Below are 23374 nucleotides of genomic sequence, written 5' to 3' on the forward strand. Positions count from 1 at the left end.
GTTAGATATTCCTCATTAAAAATTTCAGCACTACTATACCGGCCAGTTCGCTACCCAGCAGATAATAAATCAGCATATGCCCCGACTCGGTTTCAAAAATAAAATTGAAATTTTCCGGGCTGATAAATTTAAGCAGCAGCAGGAAAACAAACGGGATGGCGCCGGTAATTTTGGCGGCCATACGCATTTCCGATGTCATCGACAGCATTTTGCTCTCCATCGCAATATTGCTGGCGATGGTCTTTTGCAGCTTTGCCAGCACCTCTTTTAATCGGCCGCCGCTGTTAATATTCAGCAGCACCGCGACGATAAAGAAATAATATTCGCGATAGGGGTAGCGCGACCAGGAGTCGGTAAACACCCGGTCCGGTGATTCGCCCATATTCAAACGGCGGCTGATGACGCCGAATTCCTCCGCCAGCATGCTTTTGCGCATGACGCTAAAGTCCGCCATCGCCTGCAGAAAGGTACGCCCGGAAGAGATCGCCCCGTTAAAGGTAATCAGCGCTTCGCCAAACTCGATCAGAAAAAGCTTTTTCCGCTTCGTCACCAGAATCTTCGCATAGCCCAGGTAAAAGCAGCTTAGCGTGACCACCATTACCCAGTGCGCCGGCAGCGACAGGTAGAGGTGATTCAGCACTGCGACGATCATCGTCAACCCCGGCGGGAGCAGGATGTTTTTAATTAAATCCGCGCGGCTTTTACCGTAAAAGGTGCTGTAGGCGCTTTTGCCGAGCCGCCGCGCCAGCTCCTTCACGGAGAAGCGTTTGCGCTCCCCCTCTTCCTTTTGATTCATTAACATCTGCTGCAGACGCGCCTGGCGGCTGCCGGAAACCATCACCACCCTGCGCGTCGAGAAGATGCGGTGCGCAACAATAAAGAAAAAGATGGCCGCAGCGATGATAACCAGTAAAAAAATGCTTTTCATTGTGGGTTAAATATCTGCCTTAAATAGCTTTCGCAATTATGTTCTTTCGCCTTCTCGTAAACCACAGAGCGGCTGGAAAGCCCGGAAGTGGTAAAGCCGCCAAATATTTTGCCCTTTTCGATGGTTTCGATCTGATAGTTAAAAATATCCTGTAAAACGATGGTATCGCCCTCCAGACCCATAACCTCGGTAATATGGGTGATCTTGCGCGAGCCATCATGCAGGCGCGACGCCTGAATAATCAGATTGACGGCGGAGCTGATATTGCGGCGTATCGATTCGACCGGCAGGTTGAGGTTGGCCATCATGACCATGTTTTCCAGACGCGCGACGGCGTCGCGCGGCGTATTGGCGTGTAGCGTGGTCATTGAGCCGTCATGACCGGTATTCATCGCCTGCAGCATTTCAAAGGTTTCGCCGCCGCGGCACTCGCCGACGATAACCCGGTCGGGGCGCATACGCAGCGTATTGATCATCAAATCGCGCATGGTGATCTGCCCACTGTTTTCTACCCCGGCCATACGGGTTTCCAGCCTGACGACATGCTGTTGCTGTAGCTTCAGCTCTGCGGCGTCTTCCAGCGTAATGATGCGTTCGTCGCTGTTGATATGCTGCGACAGCGCATTCAGCAGCGTGGTTTTACCGGAGCCGGTGCCCCCTGAAATCACCACGTTGCACTGGCAGCGCACGGCGATAGCGAGAAAGTTCGCCATTTTTTCATCCATTGCCCCCAGTTCACCAGGTCGCGCAGCGTACGCGAAACGTTGCTGAATTTACGGATCGAGATGGCGGTGCCGTCCAGCGCGATGGGGTTGATAACGACATTAAGGCGGCTGCCGTCCACCATGCGCGCATCCACCAGCGGCTGCGACTCGTCGATACGCCTGCCGACGCGGCTGACCAGGCGCTTGGCGATTTCGGTCAGCTGGTGGTTATCCAGAAAGCGCTTGTCGGATAGCACCAGTTTGCCGCCGCGCTCAATAAAGATGTGATCCGGCCCGTTGACCAGGATATCGCTGATGGTCGGGTCCTCCATCAGTTCGCGCAGCGGCCCGACGCCCATGATCTCATCGGCGATCGACCCCGCCAGCACTTGAACCTCTTCCGCCGGAAGGTAGCGGTTGTGATCGATGCTGACGCTCTGCACCACCCTGGCGACTTCGCGGATCAGTGCCGGGCGATCGTTAACCAGACGATCGACCAGATCGACATCCAGCAGCGGCAGCACCACGCTGCGCAGCTGACGGCTAATTTCGTTAAATTTCTTATTCATCGTTTATCACTTCCTGAATAGCGAACCGAGCAGACTACGACTCTCTTTGGGCTTATCCGTACCGGCCTTTTTCCCCAACAGCAGATCCGTAAGGGCATCCAGCGTTTTCTTATTTTTGCCGGTGAACGTGAGCAAAAGCGCGGGATCGCCGGCCACGGAAATATAGGGAATCGTGATATCGACGCGTTTTCCCGCCAGCCCGTTGACCTCCTCCGGGCTGATGGCGCCGTTAACTTTGGGGTAGTGCTGGTTAAAGCAGAGAAACAGGCGCTTTACGCCGCTGCTGCCGCTTTGCAGATGCTGATTGGATTCGACCAGCTTTTTTGCCATCCTGATCGAGGAGAGATCGCGATTGCACACCAGCAGGATGCAGTCGGAGTGGGTCAGCATCGTCTCGATCTGTTCGTCCACGGCGTTATAGCCGCTGATATCAAAAACGATGTGGTCATAGTTACTAAACAGCGGATTGCCGTAGTGATATTTTTCTTCGGGATCTTCGCTAATGGCGAACAGGTGCGGCTGCAGCTTGGCGACTTCATGTGTAATGGCGGTTTTGGCGATCATATCCAGATTGCGCGACCCGCCGCAGCCCTGCACCAGCAGCGTACCCGACTCCCGGCGACGAGCGATTTCTCCGGCGATATGGTAGCTAAGCGATGAAGTACCGACGCCGCCTTTGCAGCCGACCACGCTAATCTTTACCGGCTCATGGCTGGTGCTAAACAGCTTTTTATCATTGTTAAGGATGCTGCCCAGGTTATTAAGCTGGTTGGGATAGTAGAGATAAAAAATATCCTGTTTAATAAACTCTTCCGCCAGCAATATCGAGTCGTTTTTACCAAACGCGATTTTTACCGCTTTGCGCGGCGCATGTAAAAAAAGCAGGTCGGAAATGTGTTTCGCATCGGTCTTATTTTCCACATCGATGATAAAATAGTCGGGGTTTCCCTCAAAGGAGAATTGATCAAGATTATCCAGCGAATAGGGACAGCGGATAATACTTTCTATGCTGCGCAGCAGCAGCTGCTCGCCTATTTTTTCCATCATTTCCGGGTTGGCGGTCGCCACCACGGCAGAAGAGGCCGGCGCTTTATTTTTATCGCCCGTTTCCGTAAAAAGTAACATAACAACCTTCCGGGGGTGAATTAGAAAACGATTTGCATCCTGTTGAATAATGAAAGCATCGCATTGCTTTCAATTGCGCAGCCTGTGTTGTCATTATGCCGGAAATGATAAAAATGCTGATGATAATCGCAATGCATGGGCACGCCTGTCATATCGATCCGTAGCGCGATAAGCGGCGGAAAGCCCTCGACAACATGCTGGTTCTGCTTATGCAGCCGGATATCGAGCGGCGTCACGCCTGACTCTAGCAGTTTCAGCCTGAGGCTTTTCGCCGTCTCATCGGCATCGTTGCGGTGCCATTCGATATTAATCACGCCGCCGAGATATTGATAAAAGCTGACCACTTTAGAAACCACAATTTCCTGGTCGACATCGTTTTTGCCGGAGAGCGGGAAATAATATCCCTTTTCCGCGCTGGAAATAAAACTGACCGCCAGCAGAGAGATAAACAGAAAATATCGCATATCGCGCTCCTTAATAAACAAAGCCGCCGCGCTCAAGAAACAACAACGCCTCTTTGCCGGACTGGGTATTATCGATGCCGTCCACATTAAAGAAACGCTGCATCAGCGAGCTGCGCTGGAACGAGGGATAAACAATCTTTGCAGAGGAAACCGGCCGCACCAGATTAACCGTCGCTACCATAATCAGCTCGGTTTTTTCCCTGTTGGCTGCCGTACTGCGGAACAGCGCGCCCAGAATCGGGATATCGCCAATAAACGGGATTTTTTGCAGCGATTCTTTATCGCTTTCGCTGAGCAGCCCGCCCAGCACAAAGCTTTCGCCGTCGGCCAGTTCGATAGTGGTGCGCGCCTTGCGCGAGCGCAGCGTCGGCAGCGAGGTATTCAGCGCCAGGTTCTGCCCATCGACATTGCTGACCTCCTGCGACAGGCTGAGGCGGATTTTACTGCTGTTCTCCACCTTAGCGGCAATCAGCATCCGCACCCCCACTTCCTTATAGGTCACGGTGACGCCGTTTATTGAGCTGGTGACCATCGGAATCTCGCCGCCGACCAGGAAATCTGCGGTTTCGCCTGACAGCACCGACAGGTTCGGCTCCGCCAGCACCCGGGCAATTGATTCGTTCTGCAGGCCGTGAATCAGCGTCGTCAGCGATGCCGCATCAAATTTCAGCTTGCTCAGGATAAAATTGCCGACGCCGGAATTTTGCCCCCACTCGAGGCCGAGCGAATCGGTATAGCTTTTATTGACTTCAACAATGGAGAGCTTCACGTTGACCTGATTAGCAAAGGGCAGCGTCATACGGTTCTGCAATTTTTCGAAGCTGACGTTTTCCATGTACTTCAGGATGTTATTTTTGACATTGCCATCGCCGGTAATCTCGGTGGTGATGACTTCACGCTTCAGCCCCAGCGCATCGCCGACGATTTGATGGATGGCGTCACGGCTCTCTTCGTCGGCCGCGCTGCCGGAAAGAATGTACATCTCGCCCACTTTTTTCAGATCGATACGCGAGCCGGGAAACTGATCCTGAATCTGCTGCGTCAACTTGCCCACCAGCGGATCGACCACCACCTTGATGCTGTGGGTCTGATCGTTTTGTACGATCAGCACTTCGCCGTTGCCGTTGGCGACGCCATAGATCACCACTTCGCGATCGCTGATGATGTTGTAATCCACCGTCTGCGGATCGGTGGTGAATACGGTATCGATGGCATCTTTCATTTTAATGGTTCTGGCGCCGCCTTTGGCCAGATAAATCGTTTCGGCGCAAACTGCAGCGGAATAAAAAATAAAAGCCAGCGTTAACAGCAGAGCGGTTCCGGCCCGACTCATCAATAAACGATAATTCCCTGTCATTTTAAATTCCTTTTTGCTACGCCGGCCGTTTTTTTCTTCGCCTCGGACAGATGATTTCTGGCGGCTTTTTTTGCGGGAAAGAGAATAAACTCGCCCATTTCCTGTAGCCGATACAAACGCTTCAGCGCCTTTTCATCGACTTCCAGCACAATAAAATAGGTCTTTGCCTCCTCATCCTGTTGGCGTTGCTTGCCCTGCACCTCTTCCACTGTTCTTACCGGCGCCAGGACGGTTTTACTGTTAGCGATCCGGGTAAAATTAAGCATCGTCATTCGTGAACCGCCGCCAGTGCTTTTCTCATCCGGCTGCATCAGCAACGTTTGCTTGTTGGCAATGTGTTTTCTGCCGTCAGACGCCCTTTGCCCTTCCCGATTAAAATACTTGATATAGATATCCACGCTGTCGCCTGCCCGCAGGCTAAGAGCCGGGGAGAGATGCTGGGCATTGATGATCATGTTGTAGACGTAATGCCCCTCTTTGGCGATAAAGGGACGAGGATTAGTTTTACTCAAATCGGCTTGCGTGATTTTCTCTCCCGCCGCGATATCACGCACCACATAATAGATATGCAGATCCTGCGGCAGCAGTTCCGATTGCTCCTCGGCGTTGGCGGGCACGCTTTTGGTATGACGTGTATAGCTTGTTTCGTTGAGCTGCGCTCCGGGAATTAAATGTTCATTGCTCGTGTAGTAAATAATTTCTTTTTTCTGTTCCGCTGTTGGCGCTGCTTTATTCGCGTTATCCCCCGGCAGAAGCAGCAATCCCACGCAGCCAATTACCAGTAGCAGGGCTGCAAATATAATTAATAATCGTTGATTCACCGTAGTATCCGTACTTTTCCGGTTAAATAATAGTCAGCACATAACCTATTGCTATCGCCAGGCCATAAGGAACGGTGTTGCACTGCCTGCGGTTTTTACTGAAGATCCTGAATATCATCATGCCTGCTAAAACCGGCACTCCCGCCAGCATCGTAAAAAGAATAAACATAGCCACATTATCAGCAGGCAAGGAGAGCGCGAGCGCAGCCAGAAGCTTGATATCCCCGGCGCCGATAATATTAAGCAGGCTTAGCGGCATACCCAACGCCAGTATAAATAATGACGCAGCGATAAATATCTCCTGATAAAGCTGTAACGCCAGCAGCGCGGAGAGCGCGGCGACGGCAAGTACCGTTTGATTTTTGATCTTCCTGTAACGAATATCGGTATAGCTAAGCCAGATAAAGCAGACGCCTAACGCGATTGATAATAGTAACACTGTCATCTCAGGCCCACTGCATCGCCTCGGTTTAGCTAACCGGCAATACCCGGTTAGCTAAGGATTTAACAGCGCAAGCCTGGCGGCCTGCGCCCGGCATTTGCGCTATCAGGGCGCAGGCGTGCTATCGACTGTGTCTTTAATATTTTCGCTTAGCGTACTGAATTTATCGGTAATCGCGGTGATAAAGCTTTCCTTACCGTTGCCAAATACCGCTAACAGCATGCCGCTGATCGCCACGGCGATAACCGCATATTCAATCGCAGTTACGCCATCTTCTTTTTTCAGCTGCGCAATAAGTTTATTGCGTAATATACCCATGCCGTTCGCCACCATCATTGATGACTTTAGTATAAGATCGTCCATATTTACTGCTCCTTTCCATATAACCCTCGAAAGGCGACTGCCTTTCTCTTGCGGATGTCATTTCATTTCACTATTTAATGACGGGATCACATTATTCATGCGCCGTCTTTATTTCAAGTGACAGAGAAAAGATATTTTTATGTCAGCAGATAAACAACGCCGTGCCGCTGTCATATTCATTATGCTATTTTGTCCCTATTGCGCGGTTTCTGCTCACCGCTAAAAGTAAACCGGTAATGGAAACCGCTAACCTTTTATGCTTACCTGTTTTCACCCATTAAAAACAGATTAGCGCGCCTGCTGCTATGCAGGAATATCCGAATAACCCCCTGCTTTGCATTTCTACCCATTACCGCACACGGCGGATATTCCTGCATTCTGCTTACCGCAGCAAAATGTGATGCTTTTTTACCTGCCAGGCATCAATAGCAGGCAAAGGTCGCTTTATTATTCACCCCATTTATCGCACATCAGTAAAATAAGGGTCATCTCTTTGGCAATGTTGTCTTATTGTCTTATTACCTTTAGCTTTCTTTACCAATGTAAACATTCAACCTGCCATGCCAGTTTCCTGTCGCGACACTTGTTATTTAAAAAAGTCAGGGATATTATGCCCGCGTATTGCATTTCTATTTTTTTCTGCCAGCTCTTTATTATTGTTAAAAGGATGTTGATAATAAGATGAACTGCCTCAATGCAATGGCGCCGACCAAAAGAACCAGCGTTAAGCAATCCATTATTGAAGATGTCAGTAATATGATTAGCGGAGGCGTGCTGAATAAAGGTGATTTTCTGCCTTCTATCCGTTCGATGAGCGAAAAATACCATATTTCACGCGGCTCGGTGGTGATGGCTTATAAGGCGCTGGAGAGCCTGGGCTATATTGTTGGCCGCGAACGCGTCTGTTATCAGGTGGTGGGTAATACGCTGCAAAAAGGTCTTTCCGCCGTTCGGCCACCTGACAGCCCGGCGTCAGACGTGGCGCCTGTGGCGGACGAGAGCGACGATTCCCCCGATACCGATATTTGCCGCAAGCTTGAACGGCAGGATGGCGCCTTGCCCGGCCATTTCGCGCGCAAATGGTTTGCCGCATTGCCGGCCGGCAAAACGCTTGCCGTCTCTTCGGCGCAGCATCAGGCGGAGCTGCGCGCGGTGAAAGAGAGTTTTTGCCGCGTGATCAGGATGTCGCGCGGTACGCAGATCGATGCGCAAAATATGCTGCTGCTGCCAGGGCAGCAGGAGGCGATTTTGCTGCTGGCGCAGTATGGTAAGCTGCATTCACCCCATCCCAGCGTTGTTCTGGAAGATCCCTGCTCCCCTAAAGTTGTGCAGCTGTTTACCTCGCTGGGCTATAACATTATTCGCGCCCGGGTTAACGCGGGCGGCATGGATATCAGCAGCCTGCCCGATCGCCCGGTCGATTTTATCTATACCTCGCCGACGCATCAGTTTCCTTCCGGCGCGACCATGAGCCCGCAAAGGCGGGTGGCGCTGCTGCAGTGGGCAGAGCGCCATAATGCGCTGATCGTGGAAAACGATTCGTGCGCCCTGCTCGGCTTCGGCAGCGATATTACGCCAACGCTCTCTGCCAGCTATCCTAATAGCCGCATTATCTATCTCTCCACCACCGCCGAGCTTTCCGGCAGCAATGTTAACCTCTCGTTCGTTATCGCTCCGGAGGAGATGCTTTCCTCCCTGGTCCAGCTGAAAAAGCTGCTGTTCAGCGAGGTGCAGCCGATGATCAGCGGCACGCTGAGCCTGTTCCTGAATTCAAATCACTTCATTAAATTCCTGTCAAAAAACCTGCAGCTGCGCCGCCAAAAATATCAGCTGGCGCTTGCCGGGCTGCAGCGTGCGATTGACGATCCGGCGGTGTGGGGCCAGCCTCAGGCAGGTTTCTTCTCCTTTGCCGATAAAAACAGGGCGATTGCGCCGGAGGTGATAAAAAACCACTTTTTCGATCTCGCCCTGTTTTATGCCCACGCCGGGCGCCATCAGGACAAACGTTATATCTACCCGCTGGCGGCTTTTTCACTGGAACATATTGAAAAAATTAATCAGAAGCTCGCGACCTGATCGCCAATGCACCCGCAGCTTCAGGCGGCGGGCTCCCTGCCCGCCGCGCTTTATCCGCGGCATGCGTCATGCGATGCCGCGTTTCATCTTTAGCAGCATTAATATAATCTGCCCCAGCGCCGTCAGCGATGCCTGAAACGCGCTGTTTTTTAATGAATTTTCTCCCGTTGGCCGTGCTAGCATCTGGCGTTACCGCTTAGAGAAAAGGAATTATTCGTCGTGAGCCTCTGGAATAGCTATCTGCCGCCGCTTTTCGCCCTCTGCCTGCTACTGCTTCTGTTCTGCCGCTACCCCGGCATTATGATGCCTTTCACCGCCCTGCTGGCGGCGTTGCTATTTTTACAAAATGAGTATCAGGAGCCGCGCTATGCGCTGCTGGCGCTGCTGTTAACCGGCGTGGCGCTGGGTATGCTCTGTTTTATGGTTGAAAAGCGCTGTCGCGCCTGGCGGCGGCGCGGCGTTCACTACGCGGAGGCGGCCAAAAGCTGGCACGTCTGAATGAAAAAATGCGCCGCAGGGCGCATTGCAGTGATGCTGAAAACGGCTCAGGCCACAGGCGACGTGATGTCTGCGCGCCCGGCTTCAGCCGGCGTCGCCTGATGACCAGCGGTGCGCGGTCGCCAGGGCAGACAGGATCAGGAGCGGCCGCTGCGTATTAGCGGTCGCCCGGCCGGCCTGGATCAGAAGCGACCGGGACACGGTCGCCTGGATTAACAGCGCCGGCGCGCTGTCGGTTCGGATCAGTAGCGGCTGGCCTGCGCCAGCTTATCAATTTCATCCAGATTCAGGCGCAGCGTGGCCGCTTTCACCAGCTCGTCGACCTGCTCCAGCGAAGTCGCGCTAACGATCGGCGCGGTAATACCCGGACGGGCGATCTGCCACGCGAGCGCTACCTGCGCCGGGGTCACATTGCGCGCCTGCGCGGTTTCATCCAGCGCCTGCAAAATACGCAGCCCGCGCTCGTTGAGGTATTTTTCCACTACGCCCTGCCCGCGCTGGCTTTTGCTGGCATCTTCCGGACGGCGGTATTTGCCGCTCAGGAAGCCGCTGGCCAGCGAATAGTAGTTAATCACGCCAAGGCCATTCTCTTGCGCTACCTGTTCCAGCCCGCTCTCATATTCCTGGCGATCGTAGAGGTTATATTCCGGCTGCAGCGTTTCATAACGCGCCAGATGGTTCTGCTCGCTGACTTTCAGCGCCTCGGTAAGGCGCGCCGCCGAATAGTTAGAGGCGCCGATAGCGCGCACCTTCCCTTCGCGGATCAGATCGTCGAACGCTTTCAGCGTCTCTTCCAGCGGCGTCTGGTCATCATCGCGATGCGCCTGATAAAGATCGATATAATCGGTCTGCAGGCGACGCAGCGAATCCTCTACCGCCTGACGGATGTAGTTCGCAGAGAGCCCGGTTTTTTCCGGCGACATCTCCATACCGACTTTGGTCGCCAGAATAATCTTATCGCGCTTGCCGGTTTTTTTCAGCCAGTTGCCAATGATGGTCTCTGATTCGCCGCCTTGATTGCCCGGCGCCCAGCGGGAATAGACATCAGCGGTATCGATGAACCATAGCCCTTTCTCCACCAGCGCATCCAGCAGCGTAAAAGAGGCGTCCTGATCGACGGTCCAGCCGAACACGTTGCCGCCGAAGGTCAGCGCCGGCACTTCAATGCCACTGCGGCCCAGCTGACGGGTTTCAATCTGACTCATCATTGTTCTCCTTAATTAATATATTTCCAACCTGTTGATCAGCGTAGCAAACATCCGGGCTTCTGCTTTGACGATTTCTGGCGCAGCTTATGCGTAAAGGAAAGTGGCCACGTCGATTTGTCTCGCCGCGCCGGATCGCAGATACTTACGTCAGCCTTACGGCGACCTTACAGTTATTCTTAATTCCTCCATTTTTTTGTCCCAGTTAATTACTAAACTGGTTACCTTTGCGGGCCGTGGCCTTGCTGACCCGCCTGGACCTTTGACTACACTGCCGGAGAGCAATAAACCGCAATGAATGCCTCACGCCGTACCTCGAAAAAAATTCTGCTGCTTATCCTGATCGCGCTGGGCGCCGTCGCCGCTTATTTCCTGTGGCCGCGCGGCGACGGCGGCGCTGAAAACGGGCAGCCTGCGGGCGGACAAACGCAGCAGCGCGGCAAAGGCGGTCGACGCGCAATGCCGCTGGCGCCGGTGCAGGCAGCCACCGCACAGACGCAAAGCGTGCCGCAATATTTTTCCGGGCTCGGCACCGTCACCGCCGCCAACACCGTCACGGTGCGCAGCCGCGTCGACGGCGAGCTGAAGGCGATCCATTTCCAGGAGGGGCAGCAGGTAAAAGCGGGCCAGCTGCTGGCGGAAATCGACCCGCGGCCTTTCCAGGTGGCGCTGACGCAGGCCCAGGGGCAACTGGCACGCGATCAGGCGACGCTGGCCAACGCGCGCCGCGATCTGGCGCGCTATGAAAAACTGGCGAAAACCCGCCTGGTTTCACAGCAGGATCTCGATACCCAACGCGCGTTAGTGAGCGAGACGCTCGGCACCCTCAAGGCGGACGAAGGCAGCGTCGCCAGCGCCGAACTCAACCTGAGCTACAGCCGCATCACCGCGCCTATCGACGGCCGCGCCGGCCTGAAGCAGGTAGATATCGGCAACTATATTACCAGCGGCGATACCACCGGCCTGGTGGTGCTAACGCAGACGCACCCGATCGACGTGCTGTTCAGCCTGCCGGAAAACACCATTCAGGCGATTCTTCAGGCGCAAAAAGCGGGCCAGCCCTTGCCAGTCGAAGCCTGGGATCGCAGCAACAGCACGCTGCTAACGCAGGGCGAACTGTTAAGTCTGGATAACCAGATAGACGCCACCACCGGCACCATCAAACTCAAGGCGCGCTTCAGCAATGAGGATGATCGCCTGTTCCCCAACCAGTTCGTCAACGCGCGTCTTAAGGTCAATACGCTACACGACGCGGTAGTGATCCCCACCGCCGCCCTGCAGATGGGCAACGAAGGCAATTTCGTCTGGGTGGTCAACAGCGATAATAAAGTCAGTAAGAAAAGCGTGACGCCAGGATTGCAGGATAGCCAGAAAGTGGTGATCAGCGCCGGGCTGGATGCGGGCGAGCGCGTGGTAACCGACGGCCTTGATCGTCTGACGGAAGGGGCGACGGTGGAAGTGGTGGCGCCCCAGTCGACGCCGCTTAGCGACACAAAAGCGACCCAGCCGGCCAAAGGCGATCGCGCGAAAGGAGATCGCGGCTGATGCAGGTAATGCCCCCTAACGCCACCGGCGGCCCGTCCCGTCACTTTATTCTGCGCCCGGTAGCCACCACACTGTTGATGGTGGCGATCCTGCTGGCCGGCATTCTCGGCTATCGCTTCCTGCCTGTTTCCGCGCTGCCGGAAGTGGACTACCCCACCATCCAGGTGGTGACACTCTATCCCGGGGCCAGCCCTGACGTGGTCACCTCGGCGATCACCGCGCCGCTGGAGCGGCAGTTCGGCCAGATGTCCGGGCTGCAGCAGATGTCGTCGCAAAGCTCCGGCGGTGCGTCGGTCGTGACGCTGCAGTTCCAGCTGACGCTGCCGCTTGACGTGGCAGAGCAGGAAGTCCAGGCGGCGATTAACTCCGCCACCAATCTGCTGCCAAACGATCTGCCGAACCCGCCAGTCTACAGCAAGGTCAACCCGGCCGATCCGCCGATCATGACGCTGGCGGTGACCACCACCAGCATGCCAATGACCCAGGTGCAGGATATGGTGGAGACCCGTATCGCGCAGAAGATTTCTCAGGTCAGCGGCGTCGGTCTGGTAACGCTCTCCGGCGGCCAGCGTCCGGCGGTGCGGGTAAAAATGAACGCTCAGGCGCTCGCTTCGCTGGGGCTGGATAGCGAAACGGTGCGCACCGCCATCGCCAACGCCAACGTCAATTCGGCGAAAGGCAGCCTCGACGGGCCGGAGCGCGCTATTACCCTCTCGGCCAACGATCAGATGCAGTCGGCGGAAGATTATCGCCAGCTGATCGTCGCTTACCGCAATAATGCGCCGGTGCGGCTCGGCGACGTCGCCACCGTGGAACAGGGAGCGGAGAACAGCTGGCTTGGCGCCTGGGCCAACCGCCAACAGGCGATCGTGCTGAATGTGCAGCGCCAGCCGGGTGCCAACATTATCGCCACTGCGGACAATATCCGCAGCCTGCTGCCGGAACTGACCGCCTCGCTGCCGAAATCGGTAGAGGTGAAACTGCTTTCCGACCGCACCACCAATATCCGCGCCTCGGTGCATGACGTGCAGCTGGAGCTGATGCTGGCGATCGCGCTGGTCGTCATGATTATCTATCTGTTCCTGCGCAACGTACCCGCCACTATCATTCCCGCCGTGGCGGTGCCGCTGTCGCTGATCGGCACCTTTGCGGTGCTGTATCTGCTCGACTTCTCAATCAATAACCTGACGCTGATGGCGTTGACCATCGCCACCGGCTTCGTGGTAGATGATGCGATTGTGGTGATCGAGAACATCTCCCGTTATATCGAGCAGGGTGAAAAGCCGCTGGCGGCGACGCTAAAAGGCGCGGGCGAAATCGGCTTTACCATTATCTCTCTGACTTTCTCACTGATTGCGGTACTGATCCCGCTGCTGTTTATGGGGGATATCGTCGGCCGCCTGTTCCGCGAGTTCGCCGTCACGCTGGCGGTAGCGATCCTGATCTCCGCCGTGGTCTCGCTGACGCTGACGCCGATGATGTGCGCGCGCATGCTGAGCGCGGAGTCGCTGCGCAGGCAGAACCGCTTTTCGCGCGCCAGCGAAGCGATGTTCGATCGCATCATTGCCCTCTACGGCCGCTTTCTGAAGCGGGTGCTAAACCATCCATGGATAACGCTGGGCGTGGCGCTGGCAACACTGGTGCTGACGGTGCTGCTGTGGGCGTTAATCCCGAAAGGCTTTTTCCCGCTGCAGGATAACGGCATCATTCAGGGCACCCTGCAGGCGCCGCAGAGCGTTTCTTACGCCAGCATGGCGCAGCGCACGCGCGACGTCGCCTCAATTATCGAGCGCGATCCGGCGGTGCAGAGCGTTACCTCGTTTGTCGGCGTTGACGGCACCAACCCGGCGCTGAACAGCGCCCGCGTGCAGATCAATCTCAAGCCGCTGGATGAGCGCCACGACCGCATCCCGGCAGTGGTGACGCGCCTGCAAAATGCGGTGGCGCGTATGCCGGGCGTTACGCTCTGGCTGCAGCCGGTGCAGGATCTCACCATTGATACTCAACTGAGCCGCACCCAGTATCAGTTTACCCTGCAGACCGGCTCGCTGGATGCGCTCAGCGAATGGGTGCCGCAACTGCTGGCGCGCCTGCGCGCCCTGCCGCAGCTGAAGGATGTCAGCAGCGACTGGCAGGATCAGGGGCTGGAAGCCTACGTGAAGGTCGATCGCGACAGCGCCAGCCGCCTTGGTATCAGCATGAGCGATATCGACAACGCGCTCTATAACGCTTTCGGCCAGCGTCTGATCTCGACGATTTATACACAGGCGAATCAGTATCGCGTGGTGCTGGAGCAGGATACCCGCCAGTCGCCGGGGCTGGCGGCGCTGAACGATATCCGTATCGCCACCAGCGACGGCGGCGCGATACCGCTCAACGCCGTGGCGCAGGTAGAGCAGCGCTACGGCGCGCTGGCGGTAAATCATCTCGACCAGTTCCCCTCCACCACCTTCTCGTTCAATCTTAATGCGGGCTATTCGCTGGGCGAGGCGGTAAAAGCGATCGGCGAGGCGGAGAAAGATTTGGCGATGCCGTCAGATATTATCACCCGCTTCCAGGGCAGCACGCTGGCGTTTCAGGCGGCGCTGGGCAGCACGGTGTGGCTGATTGTCGCGGCGATCGTCGCGATGTATATCGTGCTGGGCGTGCTGTATGAGAGCTTTATTCATCCGATCACCATTCTTTCGACACTGCCGACCGCCGGCGTCGGCGCGCTGCTGGCGCTGATGCTCAGCGGACACGAACTGGATGTGATCGCCATCATCGGCATTATTCTGCTGATCGGCATCGTGAAGAAAAACGCCATCATGATGATCGATTTCGCCCTCGCCGCCGAACGCGAGCAGGGCAAGTCGCCTTATGAAGCGATCTATCAGGCCTGCCTGCTGCGTTTCCGGCCGATCCTGATGACCACGCTGGCGGCGCTGCTGGGCGCGCTGCCGCTGATGCTCAGCACCGGCGTCGGCGCGGAGCTACGGCGCCCGCTTGGCATCGCGATGGTCGGCGGTCTGATCCTCAGCCAGGTGCTGACGCTGTTCACCACCCCGGTGATTTATCTGCTGTTCGATCGTCTGGCGCACTCCGCGCGTCGTCGCCTGCAGCGTGGGGAGGCGCGCCCGTGAAGTTTTTCGCGCTGTTTATCTATCGGCCAGTGGCGACCTGCCTGCTGACGCTGGCGATCGCGCTGGTCGGCATTCTCGGTTTTCGTCTGCTGCCGGTGGCGCCGCTGCCGCAGGTTGATTTTCCGGTGATCATGGTCAGCGCCTCGCTCCCGGGCGCCTCGCCGGAGACCATGGCCTCGTCGGTGGCGACGCCGCTGGAGCGATCGCTGGGCCGTATCGCCGGGGTGAGCGAAATGACCTCCACCAGCTCGCTGGGCAGCACGCGCATCATTATGGTGTTTGACTACGACCGCGACATCAACGGCGCGGCGCGCGACGTGCAGGCGGCGATCAACGCGGCGCAGAGCCTGCTGCCGAGCGGGATGCCGAGCCGGCCTACCTGGCGCAAGGCTAACCCCTCCGACGCGCCGATCATGATCATGACGCTAACCTCGGATGACTGGACGCCGGGCCAGCTTTATGACTACGCCTCGACGCAGCTGGCGCAAAAACTGTCGCAGATTGAAGGGGTTGGCGATGTCACCGTTGGCGGCAGCTCGCTGCCCGCGGTGCGCGTGCAGCTTAATCCGCAGGCGCTGTTTAACCAGGGCGTTTCGCTCGATGCGGTGCGCGAGGCGATCGCCGCCGCCAACGTGCGGCGTCCGCAGGGTGCGGTGGAGAGTAATACGCAGCGCTGGCAGTTAAAAACCAACGACGAGTTGAAAACTGCCGCCGAATACCAGCCGCTGGTCGTTCACTACAACAACGGCGCGGCAGTGCGGCTACAGGATATCGCCACGATTACCGATTCGGTGCAGGACGTGCGCAATGCCGGGATGACCAACGCCAAACCGGCGGTGCTGCTGGTGATCCGCAAAACCGCCGACGCCAACGTGATTCAGACCGTTGACCGTATCCGCGCCGGGCTGCCGGCGCTGCGCGAGATGATCCCTACCGCCATCAGCCTGGCGATCGCCCAGGACCGCTCCCCCACCATCCGCGCCTCGCTGGAGGAGGTGGAGCAGTCGCTGGTGATCGCCGTCGCGCTGGTGATCCTGGTGGTGTTTCTCTTTCTGCGCTCCGGCCGCGCCACGCTGATCCCGGCGGTGGCGGTGCCGGTTTCGCTGATCGGCACCTTCGCCGCCATGTACCTGTGCGGCTTCAGTCTGAATAACCTCTCACTGATGGCGCTCACTATCGCCACCGGCTTCGTGGTGGATGACGCCATCGTGGTGCTGGAGAATATCGCGCGCCATATCGAGGCGGGGATGAAGCCGCTACAGGCGGCGCTACAGGGGGTGCGCGAGGTCGGCTTTACCGTGCTGTCGATGAGCGTCTCGCTGGTGGCGGTGTTTATTCCGCTGCTGCTGATGGGCGGCCTGGTGGGACGCCTGTTCCGCGAATTTGCCGTCACCCTCTCGGTGGCGATCATGATTTCGCTGGTTATCTCCCTGACTCTGACGCCGATGATGTGCGCCTGGCTGCTGAAGGCGAAGCGCGAAGAGAAGCCGAAACGCGTTGACGTTAACCGGCTGCTGCTGGGTTTGCAGAGCGGCTATGGCCGCTCGCTGCAGTGGGTGCTGGATCGCGCGCGCTGGACGCTGCTGGTGCTGCTGGCCACCATCGGCCTGACGGTATATCTCTATATCACCATTCCCAAAACCTTCTTCCCGGAGCAGGATACCGGCCGGCTGATGGGCTTTATCTCCGCCGATCAGAGCATCTCTTTTCAGGCGATGCGCGGTAAGCTGGCAGATTTTATGCGCATCATCCGCGAAGATCCGGCGGTGGATAACGTTACCGGCTTTACCGGCGGATCGCGCACCAACAGCGGCTCAATGTTTATCTCGCTAAAGCCGCTGTCGCAACGTCAGGAGAGCGCCCAGCAGATTATCGCCCGCCTGCGCGCCAAACTGGCGAAAGAGCCGGGCGCCAGCCTGTTCCTGATGGCGGTACAGGATATTCGCGTCGGCGGGCGCGAAGCCAACGCCAGCTATCAGTACACGCTGCTGTCGGATAGCCTGAGCGATCTGCGCGAGTGGGAGCCGAAAATCCGTCAGGCGTTCAGCAAGCTGCCAGAGCTGACCGACGTCAGTTCCGACCAGCAGGACAAGGGGGCGGAGATGGCGCTGATCTACGATCGCGAAAGCATGGCGCGGCTCGGCATCGATGTTGCGGACGCTAATGCCCTGCTGAACAATGCCTTCGGCCAGCGGCAGATTTCCACCATCTATCAGCCGCTGAACCAGTACAAAGTGGTGATGGAGGTGGATCCGCGCTACACCCAGGATATCAGCGCGCTCGATCAGATGTTTGTGGTCAACGGCGACGGTAAGGCGATTCCGCTCTCCTGGTTCGCCCGCTGGCAGCCCACCAATGCGCCGCTGTCGGTGAACCATCAGGGGCTGTCGGCCGCTTCGACCCTCGCCTTTAACCTGCCGGAAGGGGTATCGCTGTCGCAGGCCTCGGAAACCATCGAGCGCACCATGACGCAGCTCGGCGTCCCCTCCAGCGTGCGCGGCAGCTTCGCTGGTACCGCGCAGGTGTTTAAGGAGACGCAAAACAGCCAGCTTTGGCTGATAATCGCAGCCATCGCCACGGTCTATATTGTGTTGGGGATATTATATGAAAGCTATGTGCATCCGCTGACTATCCTGTCGACCCTGCCCTCGGCGGGCGTCGGCGCGCTGCTGGCGCTGGAGGGATTTGGCGCGCCGTTCAGCCTGATTGCGCTGATTGGCATCATGCTGCTGATCGGCATCGTGAAGAAAAACGCCATTATGATGGTGGATTTCGCGCTTGAGGCGCAACGCAACGGCGGCCTGAACGCGCGCGAGGCGATATTTCAGGCCTCGCTGCTGCGCTTCCGCCCGATCCTGATGACCACGCTGGCGGCGCTGCTGGGGGCGTTGCCGCTGGTGTTGACCAGCGGCGATGGCGCGGAGCTAAGGCAACCGCTGGGGATCACCATCGTCGGCGGCCTGGTGATGAGCCAGCTGTTAACGCTCTACACCACGCCGGTGGTCTATCTCTATATGGATAAACTGCGTCGACGTAAACAGCCGCTGGCGGCAGCCGGCTAGCGGTTGCCGGGCCTGACGGCCCGGCCGTTCGACGCGCAACAGAGGCGAATTATGAAGCAAGCACAATCTGCATCGGTACGCTGGCAGCTGTGGATCGTCGCCGTCGGCTTTTTTATGCAGACGCTGGACACCACCATCGTCAACACCGCCCTGCCCTCAATGGCGCGCGATTTAGGCGTCGATCCGCTGCAAATGCATTCGGTAGTGGTCTCCTACGTTCTTACCGTCGCCGTTACCCTGCCGCTCAGCGGCTGGCTGGCGGACCGCTTCGGCGTGCGCAATATCTTCTTTACCGCCATCGTGCTGTTCAGTCTCGGCTCGCTGTTCTGCGCGCTGGCCGGATCGCTGGATCAGCTGGTGCTGGCGCGTGTGCTGCAGGGGTTCGGCGGCGCGATGCTGGTGCCGGTGGGGCGCCTGACGGTGATGAAGATCGTGCCGCGCGAGCAGTATATGGCGGCGATGACCTTCGTCACGCTGCCAGGCCAGATCGGCCCGCTGGTTGGCCCGGCACTGGGCGGCGTGCTGGTGGAGTACGCCAGCTGGCACTGGATTTTCCTTATCAACCTGCCGGTCGGCATTCTCGGCGCGATAGCGACCCTCATGCTGATGCCCAACTATTCGCTGCAGACGCGCCGCTTCGACTTCTCCGGCTTTCTGCTGCTGGCGGCGGGCATGGCGACGCTGACGCTGGCGCTCGACGGTCAGCACGGCTCCGGCGGCTCGCCGCTGGCGCTCGGTCTGCTGATCCTCGCCGGTGTCTTCTCGCTGCTGTTCTACCTGATGCATGCGCGCAACAACGATAACGCCCTGTTCAGCCTGAAGCTGTTCGATAACCGGACTTACTCCATCGGCCTGCTGGGCAGCCTGACCGGCCGCATCGGCAGCGGCATGCTGCCCTTTATGACGCCGCTGTTTCTGCAGCTCGGGCTGGGCTATAGCCCGTTTCACGCCGGGCTGATGATGATCCCGATGGTGCTGGGCAATATGGGCATGAAACGCATTGTGGTGCAGATTGTTAACCGCTTCGGCTACCGCAACGTGCTGGTTGGCTCCACGCTGGCGCTGGCGGTGGTGGTACTGCTGTTCCCGCTGGTGGCGCTGATGGGCTGGGTCTGGGCGCTGCCGGTGGTGCTGTTTTTACAGGGCATGGTTAACGCCATCCGCTTCTCGTCAATGAATACCCTGACGCTGAAAGAGCTGCCGGATAATCTCGCCTCAGGCGGCAATAGCCTGCTGTCGATGATCATGCAGCTGGCAATGAGCATCGGCGTCACCCTCGCCGGCCTGCTGCTGGGCGCCTTTGGCCACCATGCCGCGGCCGACAGCGAGATGGCGCATGAAACCTTTATCTATACCTGGCTTTGCGTAGCGCTGGTGATCGCGCTGCCCGCGCTGGTGTTCTGGCGCGTGCCGAAAGAATTCAGTAAAAATGCGGCGCTGGGCCGCGGGAGATCGTCGCGTTAATGGAGAGACTGCGTTTTGGCATCAGCGCAAAGCTGTTTTGCGCCATTTTTTCCACCTGCATGCTGGTGCTGATCACCATGCACTGGGGCGTGCGTCTCAGCTTCGAGCATGGTTTTATCGACTATATCAAGCGCGGCAACGAGCAACGGCTGACGCTGCTGAGCGAGGCGCTGGCGGATCAGTATCAGCAGCACGGCAACTGGGAGTTCTTGCGCAACAACAATCGGCTGATGTTCTCGATTCTGCGTTCGCTGGAGCAGAATCCCGACGCCAACAATCATCTGCCGCCGCACGGCTGGCGCACCCAGTTCTGGATTATCGATCAGCGCTATCGTGTGCTGGTCGGCCCGCATTCGCCGGTGCCGCAGGAAGGGATTCGCCGCGCCATCACCACCGACAGCGGCCACGTGGTCGGCTGGGTGATCGGCTCACCGCCGGAGCGTTTGACGCGCAGCGCTGACATCAATTTCGATCAGCAGCAGCGGCGCACCAGTTGGCTGATCGTCGGCCTGTCGACGCTGCTGGCGGCGGCGGTCACCTGGCTGATGGCGCGCGGCCTGCTGGCGCCGGTGAAACGGCTGGTGGCGGGGACACATCAGCTTGCAGCCGGGCACTTCACCAGCCGGGTGGCGGTCAGCAGCCAGGATGAGCTGGGGCGGCTGGCGCAGGATTTCAACCGTCTCGCCAGCTCGCTGGAGAAGAATGAAAGCATGCGCCGCGCCTTTATGGCCGATATCTCCCACGAGCTGCGCACGCCGCTGGCGATCCTGCGCGGCGAACTGGAGGCGATGCAGGATGGCGTGCGCAAGCTGACGCCGGAGGCGGTCAGTTCGCTGCTGATGGAGGTGGCGACCCTGACCAAGCTGGTGGATGATCTGCACCAGCTGTCGCTGTCGGACGAAGGGGCGCTCGCCTACCGCAAAAGTCCGACCGATCTGGCGGCGCTGCTGGAACTGACGGCCGGCAATTTCCGCGCCCGCTACGCCAGCCACGGCCTGACGCTGCGGTTGTCGCTGCCGGAGCAGGCACCTTTCTTCGGCGATCCCGACCGGCTGATCCAGCTGTTCACTAACCTGCTGGAGAACAGCCTGCGCTATACCGACCGCGACGGCACCGTGAGCCTGGCGCTGCACGCCACCGCGTCAGGCTGGCGTCTGCTGATTGACGACTCCGCGCCGGGCGTCGCGGACGCGCAGCGCGAGCAGATATTCGAACGCTTCTGGCGCTCCGAAGGCTCGCGCAACCGCGCCAGCGGCGGCTCGGGTCTGGGGCTGGCGATCTGCCGCAATATTGTCGAAGCGCATGGCGGCGCGATGTCTGCGGATCACTCTGATTTAGGTGGACTGCAAATCAGGGTAGAATTGCCGCACGATAAACTGTGAATAGCCAGCCATGAATGAATTTACCCCGCCGCTGATTCTGATTGTGGAAGATGAGCCGAAGATCGCTCAGCTGATGATTGATTACCTGCAGGCGGCCAACTATCGCACGCACCATCTGGCGCGCGGCGATGAGGCGATTGCCTTTATTCAGCAGACGCCGCCCGATTTGATGCTGCTGGATCTGATGCTACCCGGCCTCGATGGCCTGTCAGTCTGCCGCGAGCTGCGCCGCTTTTCCGATCTGCCGGTGATTATGGTCACCGCCAAAATCGAGGAGATCGACCGCCTGCTGGGGCTGGAGATCGGCGCCGATGACTATATCTGCAAACCGTTCAGCCCGCGCGAGGTGGTGGCGCGGGTGAAAACCATTCTGCGCCGCTGCCGCCGCACGCCGGAGGAGAGCGCGCCGCCTTCGCCGCTGGTGATTGACGAAGCGCGTTTTCAGGCGAGCTGGGACGGCAAAACGCTCGATCTCACCCCGGCAGAGTTTCGTTTGCTAAAAACGCTGGCGCAGGAGCCGGGCAAAGTCTTTTCGCGCGAACAGCTGCTTAACCATCTGTATGACGATTATCGCGTAGTAACCGACCGCACCATCGACAGCCATATTAAAAACCTGCGGCGCAAGCTGGAGGCGCTGGATGCCGATCAGCCTTTTATCCGCGCGGTATACGGGATAGGCTACCGCTGGGAAGCGGATCCGTGTCGTTTGATCTAGCGCAATTTACATCAGGGGTTCAGCGGCTTAGAATTCTTCACCTTTTAACGGGCCGTCAATTTTCCTGACGTCGCCCGTCCGCAATATCTGACCTGACATCAGACTGAGAACGCTATGTTTAAACCGGAACTCCTTTCCCCGGCCGGCACGCTGAAAAATATGCGTTACGCCTTCGCCTACGGCGCTGACGCCGTATACGCCGGTCAGCCACGCTACAGCCTGCGCGTGCGCAACAATGAATTCAATCATCAGAACCTGGCGCTTGGCATCCAGGAAGCGCATGCGCTGGGCAAAAAGTTTTATGTGGTGGTGAATATCGCGCCGCATAACGCCAAGCTGAAAACCTTTATTCGCGATCTGCAGCCGGTGATCGATATGCAGCCGGATGCGCTGATTATGTCTGACCCCGGCCTGATTATGATGGTGCGCGAGGCATTCCCGCAGATGCCAATCCACCTCTCGGTGCAGGCCAATGCGGTCAACTGGGCGACGGTGAAATTCTGGCAGCAGATGGGGCTGACGCGCGTGATCCTGTCGCGCGAGCTGTCGCTCGAGGAGATTGAAGAGATCCGTCAGCAGGTGCCGGAGATGGAGCTGGAGATTTTCGTCCACGGCGCGCTCTGTATGGCCTATTCCGGCCGCTGCCTGCTCTCCGGCTATATCAACAAGCGCGACCCTAACCAGGGCACCTGCACCAACGCCTGCCGCTGGGAATATAAGGTGCAGGAAGGCAAAGAGGATGAGATCGGCAATATTGTTCATCAGTATGAGCCGATTCCGGTGCAGGAGATCGCGCCAACGCTGGGCGCCGGCCAGCCGACCGATAAGGTGTTTATGATCGAAGAGGCGATGCGCCCCGGCGAATATATGACCGCCTTTGAAGATGAGCATGGCACCTACATCATGAACTCGAAAGATCTGCGCGCGGTGGCGCACGTCGAACGTTTAACCCGCATGGGCGTGCATTCACTGAAGATCGAAGGCCGCACCAAATCCTTTTATTACTGCGCGCGCACCGCGCAGGTCTACCGCCGCGCCATCGACGACGCCGCCGCCGGCAAACCCTTCGATCCGACGCTGCTGGCGACGCTGGAGGGGCTGGCGCACCGCGGCTATACCGAAGGCTTCCTGCGCCGCCACACCCACGACAGCTATCAGAATTACGACTACGGCTATTCGGTCTCCGATCGCCAGCAGTTTGTCGGTGAGTTTACCGGCGAACGGCGCGGTGAACTGGCGCAGGTGGAGGTAAAAAACAAATTCTCCCTCGGCGACAGCCTTGAGCTGATGACCCCGGCGGGTAATCTGCACTTCACCCTGACGGCGCTGGAGAATAATAAAGGCGAGCCGGTCGAGGTGGCGCCGGGCAACGGGCATATCGTCTGGCTGCCGGTGCCGGCGGATGTTGATATTCAGTTCGCCCTGCTGATGCGCAATCTGAACGGCACCACCACGCGCAACCCGCACGGCGAGCCGCAGCGCGCCGCGGCAAATTAATTTCCTGCCGTAACGGATTTTAGAATCCGATCACA

At 57.7% G+C, this 23374-nt stretch carries 17 protein-coding genes and 1 pseudogene; 9 read left to right on the forward strand and 9 right to left on the reverse strand.

The window, feature by feature from the left end:
- Position 1: 1 nt before the first annotated feature.
- The 8 genes and pseudogenes from C2E15_RS13630 to C2E15_RS13665 all read right to left on the reverse strand — a co-directional run bounded on the left by C2E15_RS13630 (position 2) and on the right by C2E15_RS13665 (position 6773).
- Complete coding sequence (locus C2E15_RS13630; RefSeq protein ID WP_104957853.1) at positions 2-928, reverse strand: type II secretion system F family protein; 927 nt, start codon at positions 926-928, stop codon at positions 2-4.
- A pseudogene (locus C2E15_RS13635) lies at positions 925-2201 on the reverse strand (TadA family conjugal transfer-associated ATPase). Before C2E15_RS13635 ends, C2E15_RS13630 begins: the two are co-directional and overlap by 4 nt.
- A 6-nt stretch (positions 2202-2207) precedes the next feature.
- Positions 2208-3326, reverse strand: coding sequence for a CpaE/TadZ family protein (locus tag C2E15_RS13640; RefSeq protein ID WP_104957854.1), 1119 nt, complete (start codon positions 3324-3326; stop codon positions 2208-2210).
- Between the two features lie 20 nt (positions 3327-3346).
- The gene (locus C2E15_RS13645) at positions 3347-3790 is read right to left on the reverse strand and encodes a hypothetical protein (RefSeq protein ID WP_104957855.1); all 444 of its coding nucleotides are present in this window, start codon (positions 3788-3790) and stop codon (positions 3347-3349) included.
- 10 nt (positions 3791-3800) lie between these two features.
- On the reverse strand, positions 3801-5147 hold the full coding sequence (locus C2E15_RS13650; RefSeq protein ID WP_104957856.1) for a type II and III secretion system protein family protein: 1347 nt from the start codon (positions 5145-5147) through the stop codon (positions 3801-3803).
- Positions 5144-5968, reverse strand: a complete 825-nt coding sequence (locus C2E15_RS13655; protein WP_146108556.1) for a CpaB family protein — start codon at positions 5966-5968, stop codon at positions 5144-5146. The genes C2E15_RS13650 and C2E15_RS13655 overlap by 4 nt, the downstream gene beginning before the upstream one ends.
- 22 nt (positions 5969-5990) lie before the next feature.
- On the reverse strand, positions 5991-6407 hold the full coding sequence (locus C2E15_RS13660) for a prepilin peptidase (RefSeq protein WP_167391879.1): 417 nt from the start codon (positions 6405-6407) through the stop codon (positions 5991-5993).
- Between the two features lie 108 nt (positions 6408-6515).
- Positions 6516-6773, reverse strand: a complete 258-nt coding sequence (locus tag C2E15_RS13665; protein WP_218926709.1) for a Flp family type IVb pilin — start codon at positions 6771-6773, stop codon at positions 6516-6518.
- A 681-nt stretch (positions 6774-7454) separates the two neighbouring features.
- Here C2E15_RS13665 and C2E15_RS13670 point away from each other — a divergent pair.
- Both C2E15_RS13670 and C2E15_RS13675 read left to right on the forward strand, forming a co-directional pair.
- Positions 7455-8849 carry an aminotransferase-like domain-containing protein gene (locus C2E15_RS13670; RefSeq protein ID WP_104957859.1) on the forward strand — a complete coding sequence of 465 codons (1395 nt, stop codon included), beginning with the start codon at positions 7455-7457 and terminating at the stop codon, positions 8847-8849.
- A gap of 219 nt (positions 8850-9068) precedes the next feature.
- Positions 9069-9347: a hypothetical protein gene (locus tag C2E15_RS13675; RefSeq protein ID WP_104957860.1), complete on the forward strand. Its 279-nt coding sequence runs from the start codon at positions 9069-9071 to the stop codon at positions 9345-9347.
- Between the two features lie 242 nt (positions 9348-9589).
- On the opposite strand, the gene C2E15_RS13680 is transcribed toward C2E15_RS13675, so the two are convergent.
- Entirely contained in the window at positions 9590-10552 is a 963-nt protein-coding gene (locus C2E15_RS13680) for an aldo/keto reductase (protein ID WP_104957861.1), read from the reverse strand.
- A 294-nt stretch (positions 10553-10846) separates the two neighbouring features.
- Here C2E15_RS13680 and C2E15_RS13685 point away from each other — a divergent pair, with 294 nt between their 5' ends.
- From C2E15_RS13685 to trhP, 7 genes are all read left to right on the forward strand, one after another.
- Positions 10847-12097, forward strand: a complete 1251-nt coding sequence (locus C2E15_RS13685) for an MdtA/MuxA family multidrug efflux RND transporter periplasmic adaptor subunit (RefSeq protein WP_104957862.1) — start codon at positions 10847-10849, stop codon at positions 12095-12097.
- Positions 12097-15219 (forward strand): MdtB/MuxB family multidrug efflux RND transporter permease subunit, encoded by a 3123-nt coding sequence (locus C2E15_RS13690; RefSeq protein WP_104957863.1) that lies wholly within the window; start codon positions 12097-12099, stop codon positions 15217-15219. Before C2E15_RS13685 ends, C2E15_RS13690 begins: the two co-directional genes overlap by 1 nt.
- Positions 15216-18281: a multidrug efflux RND transporter permease subunit MdtC gene (gene mdtC, locus C2E15_RS13695; RefSeq protein ID WP_104957864.1), complete on the forward strand. Its 3066-nt coding sequence runs from the start codon at positions 15216-15218 to the stop codon at positions 18279-18281. The genes C2E15_RS13690 and mdtC overlap by 4 nt, the downstream gene beginning before the upstream one ends.
- A 51-nt stretch (positions 18282-18332) precedes the next feature.
- Positions 18333-19745: a multidrug transporter subunit MdtD gene (mdtD, locus tag C2E15_RS13700; RefSeq protein WP_104957865.1), complete on the forward strand. Its 1413-nt coding sequence runs from the start codon at positions 18333-18335 to the stop codon at positions 19743-19745.
- Positions 19745-21127 (forward strand): envelope stress sensor histidine kinase BaeS, encoded by a 1383-nt coding sequence (gene baeS, locus C2E15_RS13705; RefSeq protein WP_104957866.1) that lies wholly within the window; start codon positions 19745-19747, stop codon positions 21125-21127. The genes mdtD and baeS overlap by 1 nt, the downstream gene beginning before the upstream one ends.
- A gap of 10 nt (positions 21128-21137) precedes the next feature.
- Positions 21138-21842 carry an envelope stress response regulator BaeR gene (gene baeR / locus C2E15_RS13710; RefSeq protein WP_104957867.1) on the forward strand — a complete coding sequence of 235 codons (705 nt, stop codon included), beginning with the start codon at positions 21138-21140 and terminating at the stop codon, positions 21840-21842.
- Positions 21843-21956: 114 nt separating this feature from the next.
- Positions 21957-23339, forward strand: coding sequence for a prephenate-dependent tRNA uridine(34) hydroxylase TrhP (gene trhP / locus C2E15_RS13715; protein WP_104957868.1), 1383 nt, complete (start codon positions 21957-21959; stop codon positions 23337-23339).
- The last annotated feature ends 35 nt before the right edge of the window (positions 23340-23374 follow it).

This window comes from Mixta gaviniae (assembly GCF_002953195.1).
Lineage (GTDB): Bacteria > Pseudomonadota > Gammaproteobacteria > Enterobacterales > Enterobacteriaceae > Mixta > Mixta gaviniae.

Coding starts and splice junctions, on each gene's coding strand:
- C2E15_RS13630 (WP_104957853.1), bottom strand. CDS start 928: ATGAAAAGCATTTTTTTACTGGTTATCATCGCTGCGGCCATCTTTTTC.
- C2E15_RS13640 (WP_104957854.1), bottom strand. CDS start 3,326: ATGTTACTTTTTACGGAAACGGGCGATAAAAATAAAGCGCCGGCCTCT.
- C2E15_RS13645 (WP_104957855.1), bottom strand. CDS start 3,790: ATGCGATATTTTCTGTTTATCTCTCTGCTGGCGGTCAGTTTTATTTCC.
- C2E15_RS13650 (WP_104957856.1), bottom strand. CDS start 5,147: ATGACAGGGAATTATCGTTTATTGATGAGTCGGGCCGGAACCGCTCTG.
- C2E15_RS13665 (WP_218926709.1), bottom strand. CDS start 6,773: ATGGACGATCTTATACTAAAGTCATCAATGATGGTGGCGAACGGCATG.
- C2E15_RS13670 (WP_104957859.1), top strand. CDS start 7,455: ATGAACTGCCTCAATGCAATGGCGCCGACCAAAAGAACCAGCGTTAAG.
- C2E15_RS13680 (WP_104957861.1), bottom strand. CDS start 10,552: ATGAGTCAGATTGAAACCCGTCAGCTGGGCCGCAGTGGCATTGAAGTG.
- C2E15_RS13685 (WP_104957862.1), top strand. CDS start 10,847: ATGAATGCCTCACGCCGTACCTCGAAAAAAATTCTGCTGCTTATCCTG.
- C2E15_RS13690 (WP_104957863.1), top strand. CDS start 12,097: ATGCAGGTAATGCCCCCTAACGCCACCGGCGGCCCGTCCCGTCACTTT.
- mdtD (WP_104957865.1), top strand. CDS start 18,333: ATGAAGCAAGCACAATCTGCATCGGTACGCTGGCAGCTGTGGATCGTC.
- baeS (WP_104957866.1), top strand. CDS start 19,745: ATGGAGAGACTGCGTTTTGGCATCAGCGCAAAGCTGTTTTGCGCCATT.
- baeR (WP_104957867.1), top strand. CDS start 21,138: ATGAATGAATTTACCCCGCCGCTGATTCTGATTGTGGAAGATGAGCCG.
- trhP (WP_104957868.1), top strand. CDS start 21,957: ATGTTTAAACCGGAACTCCTTTCCCCGGCCGGCACGCTGAAAAATATG.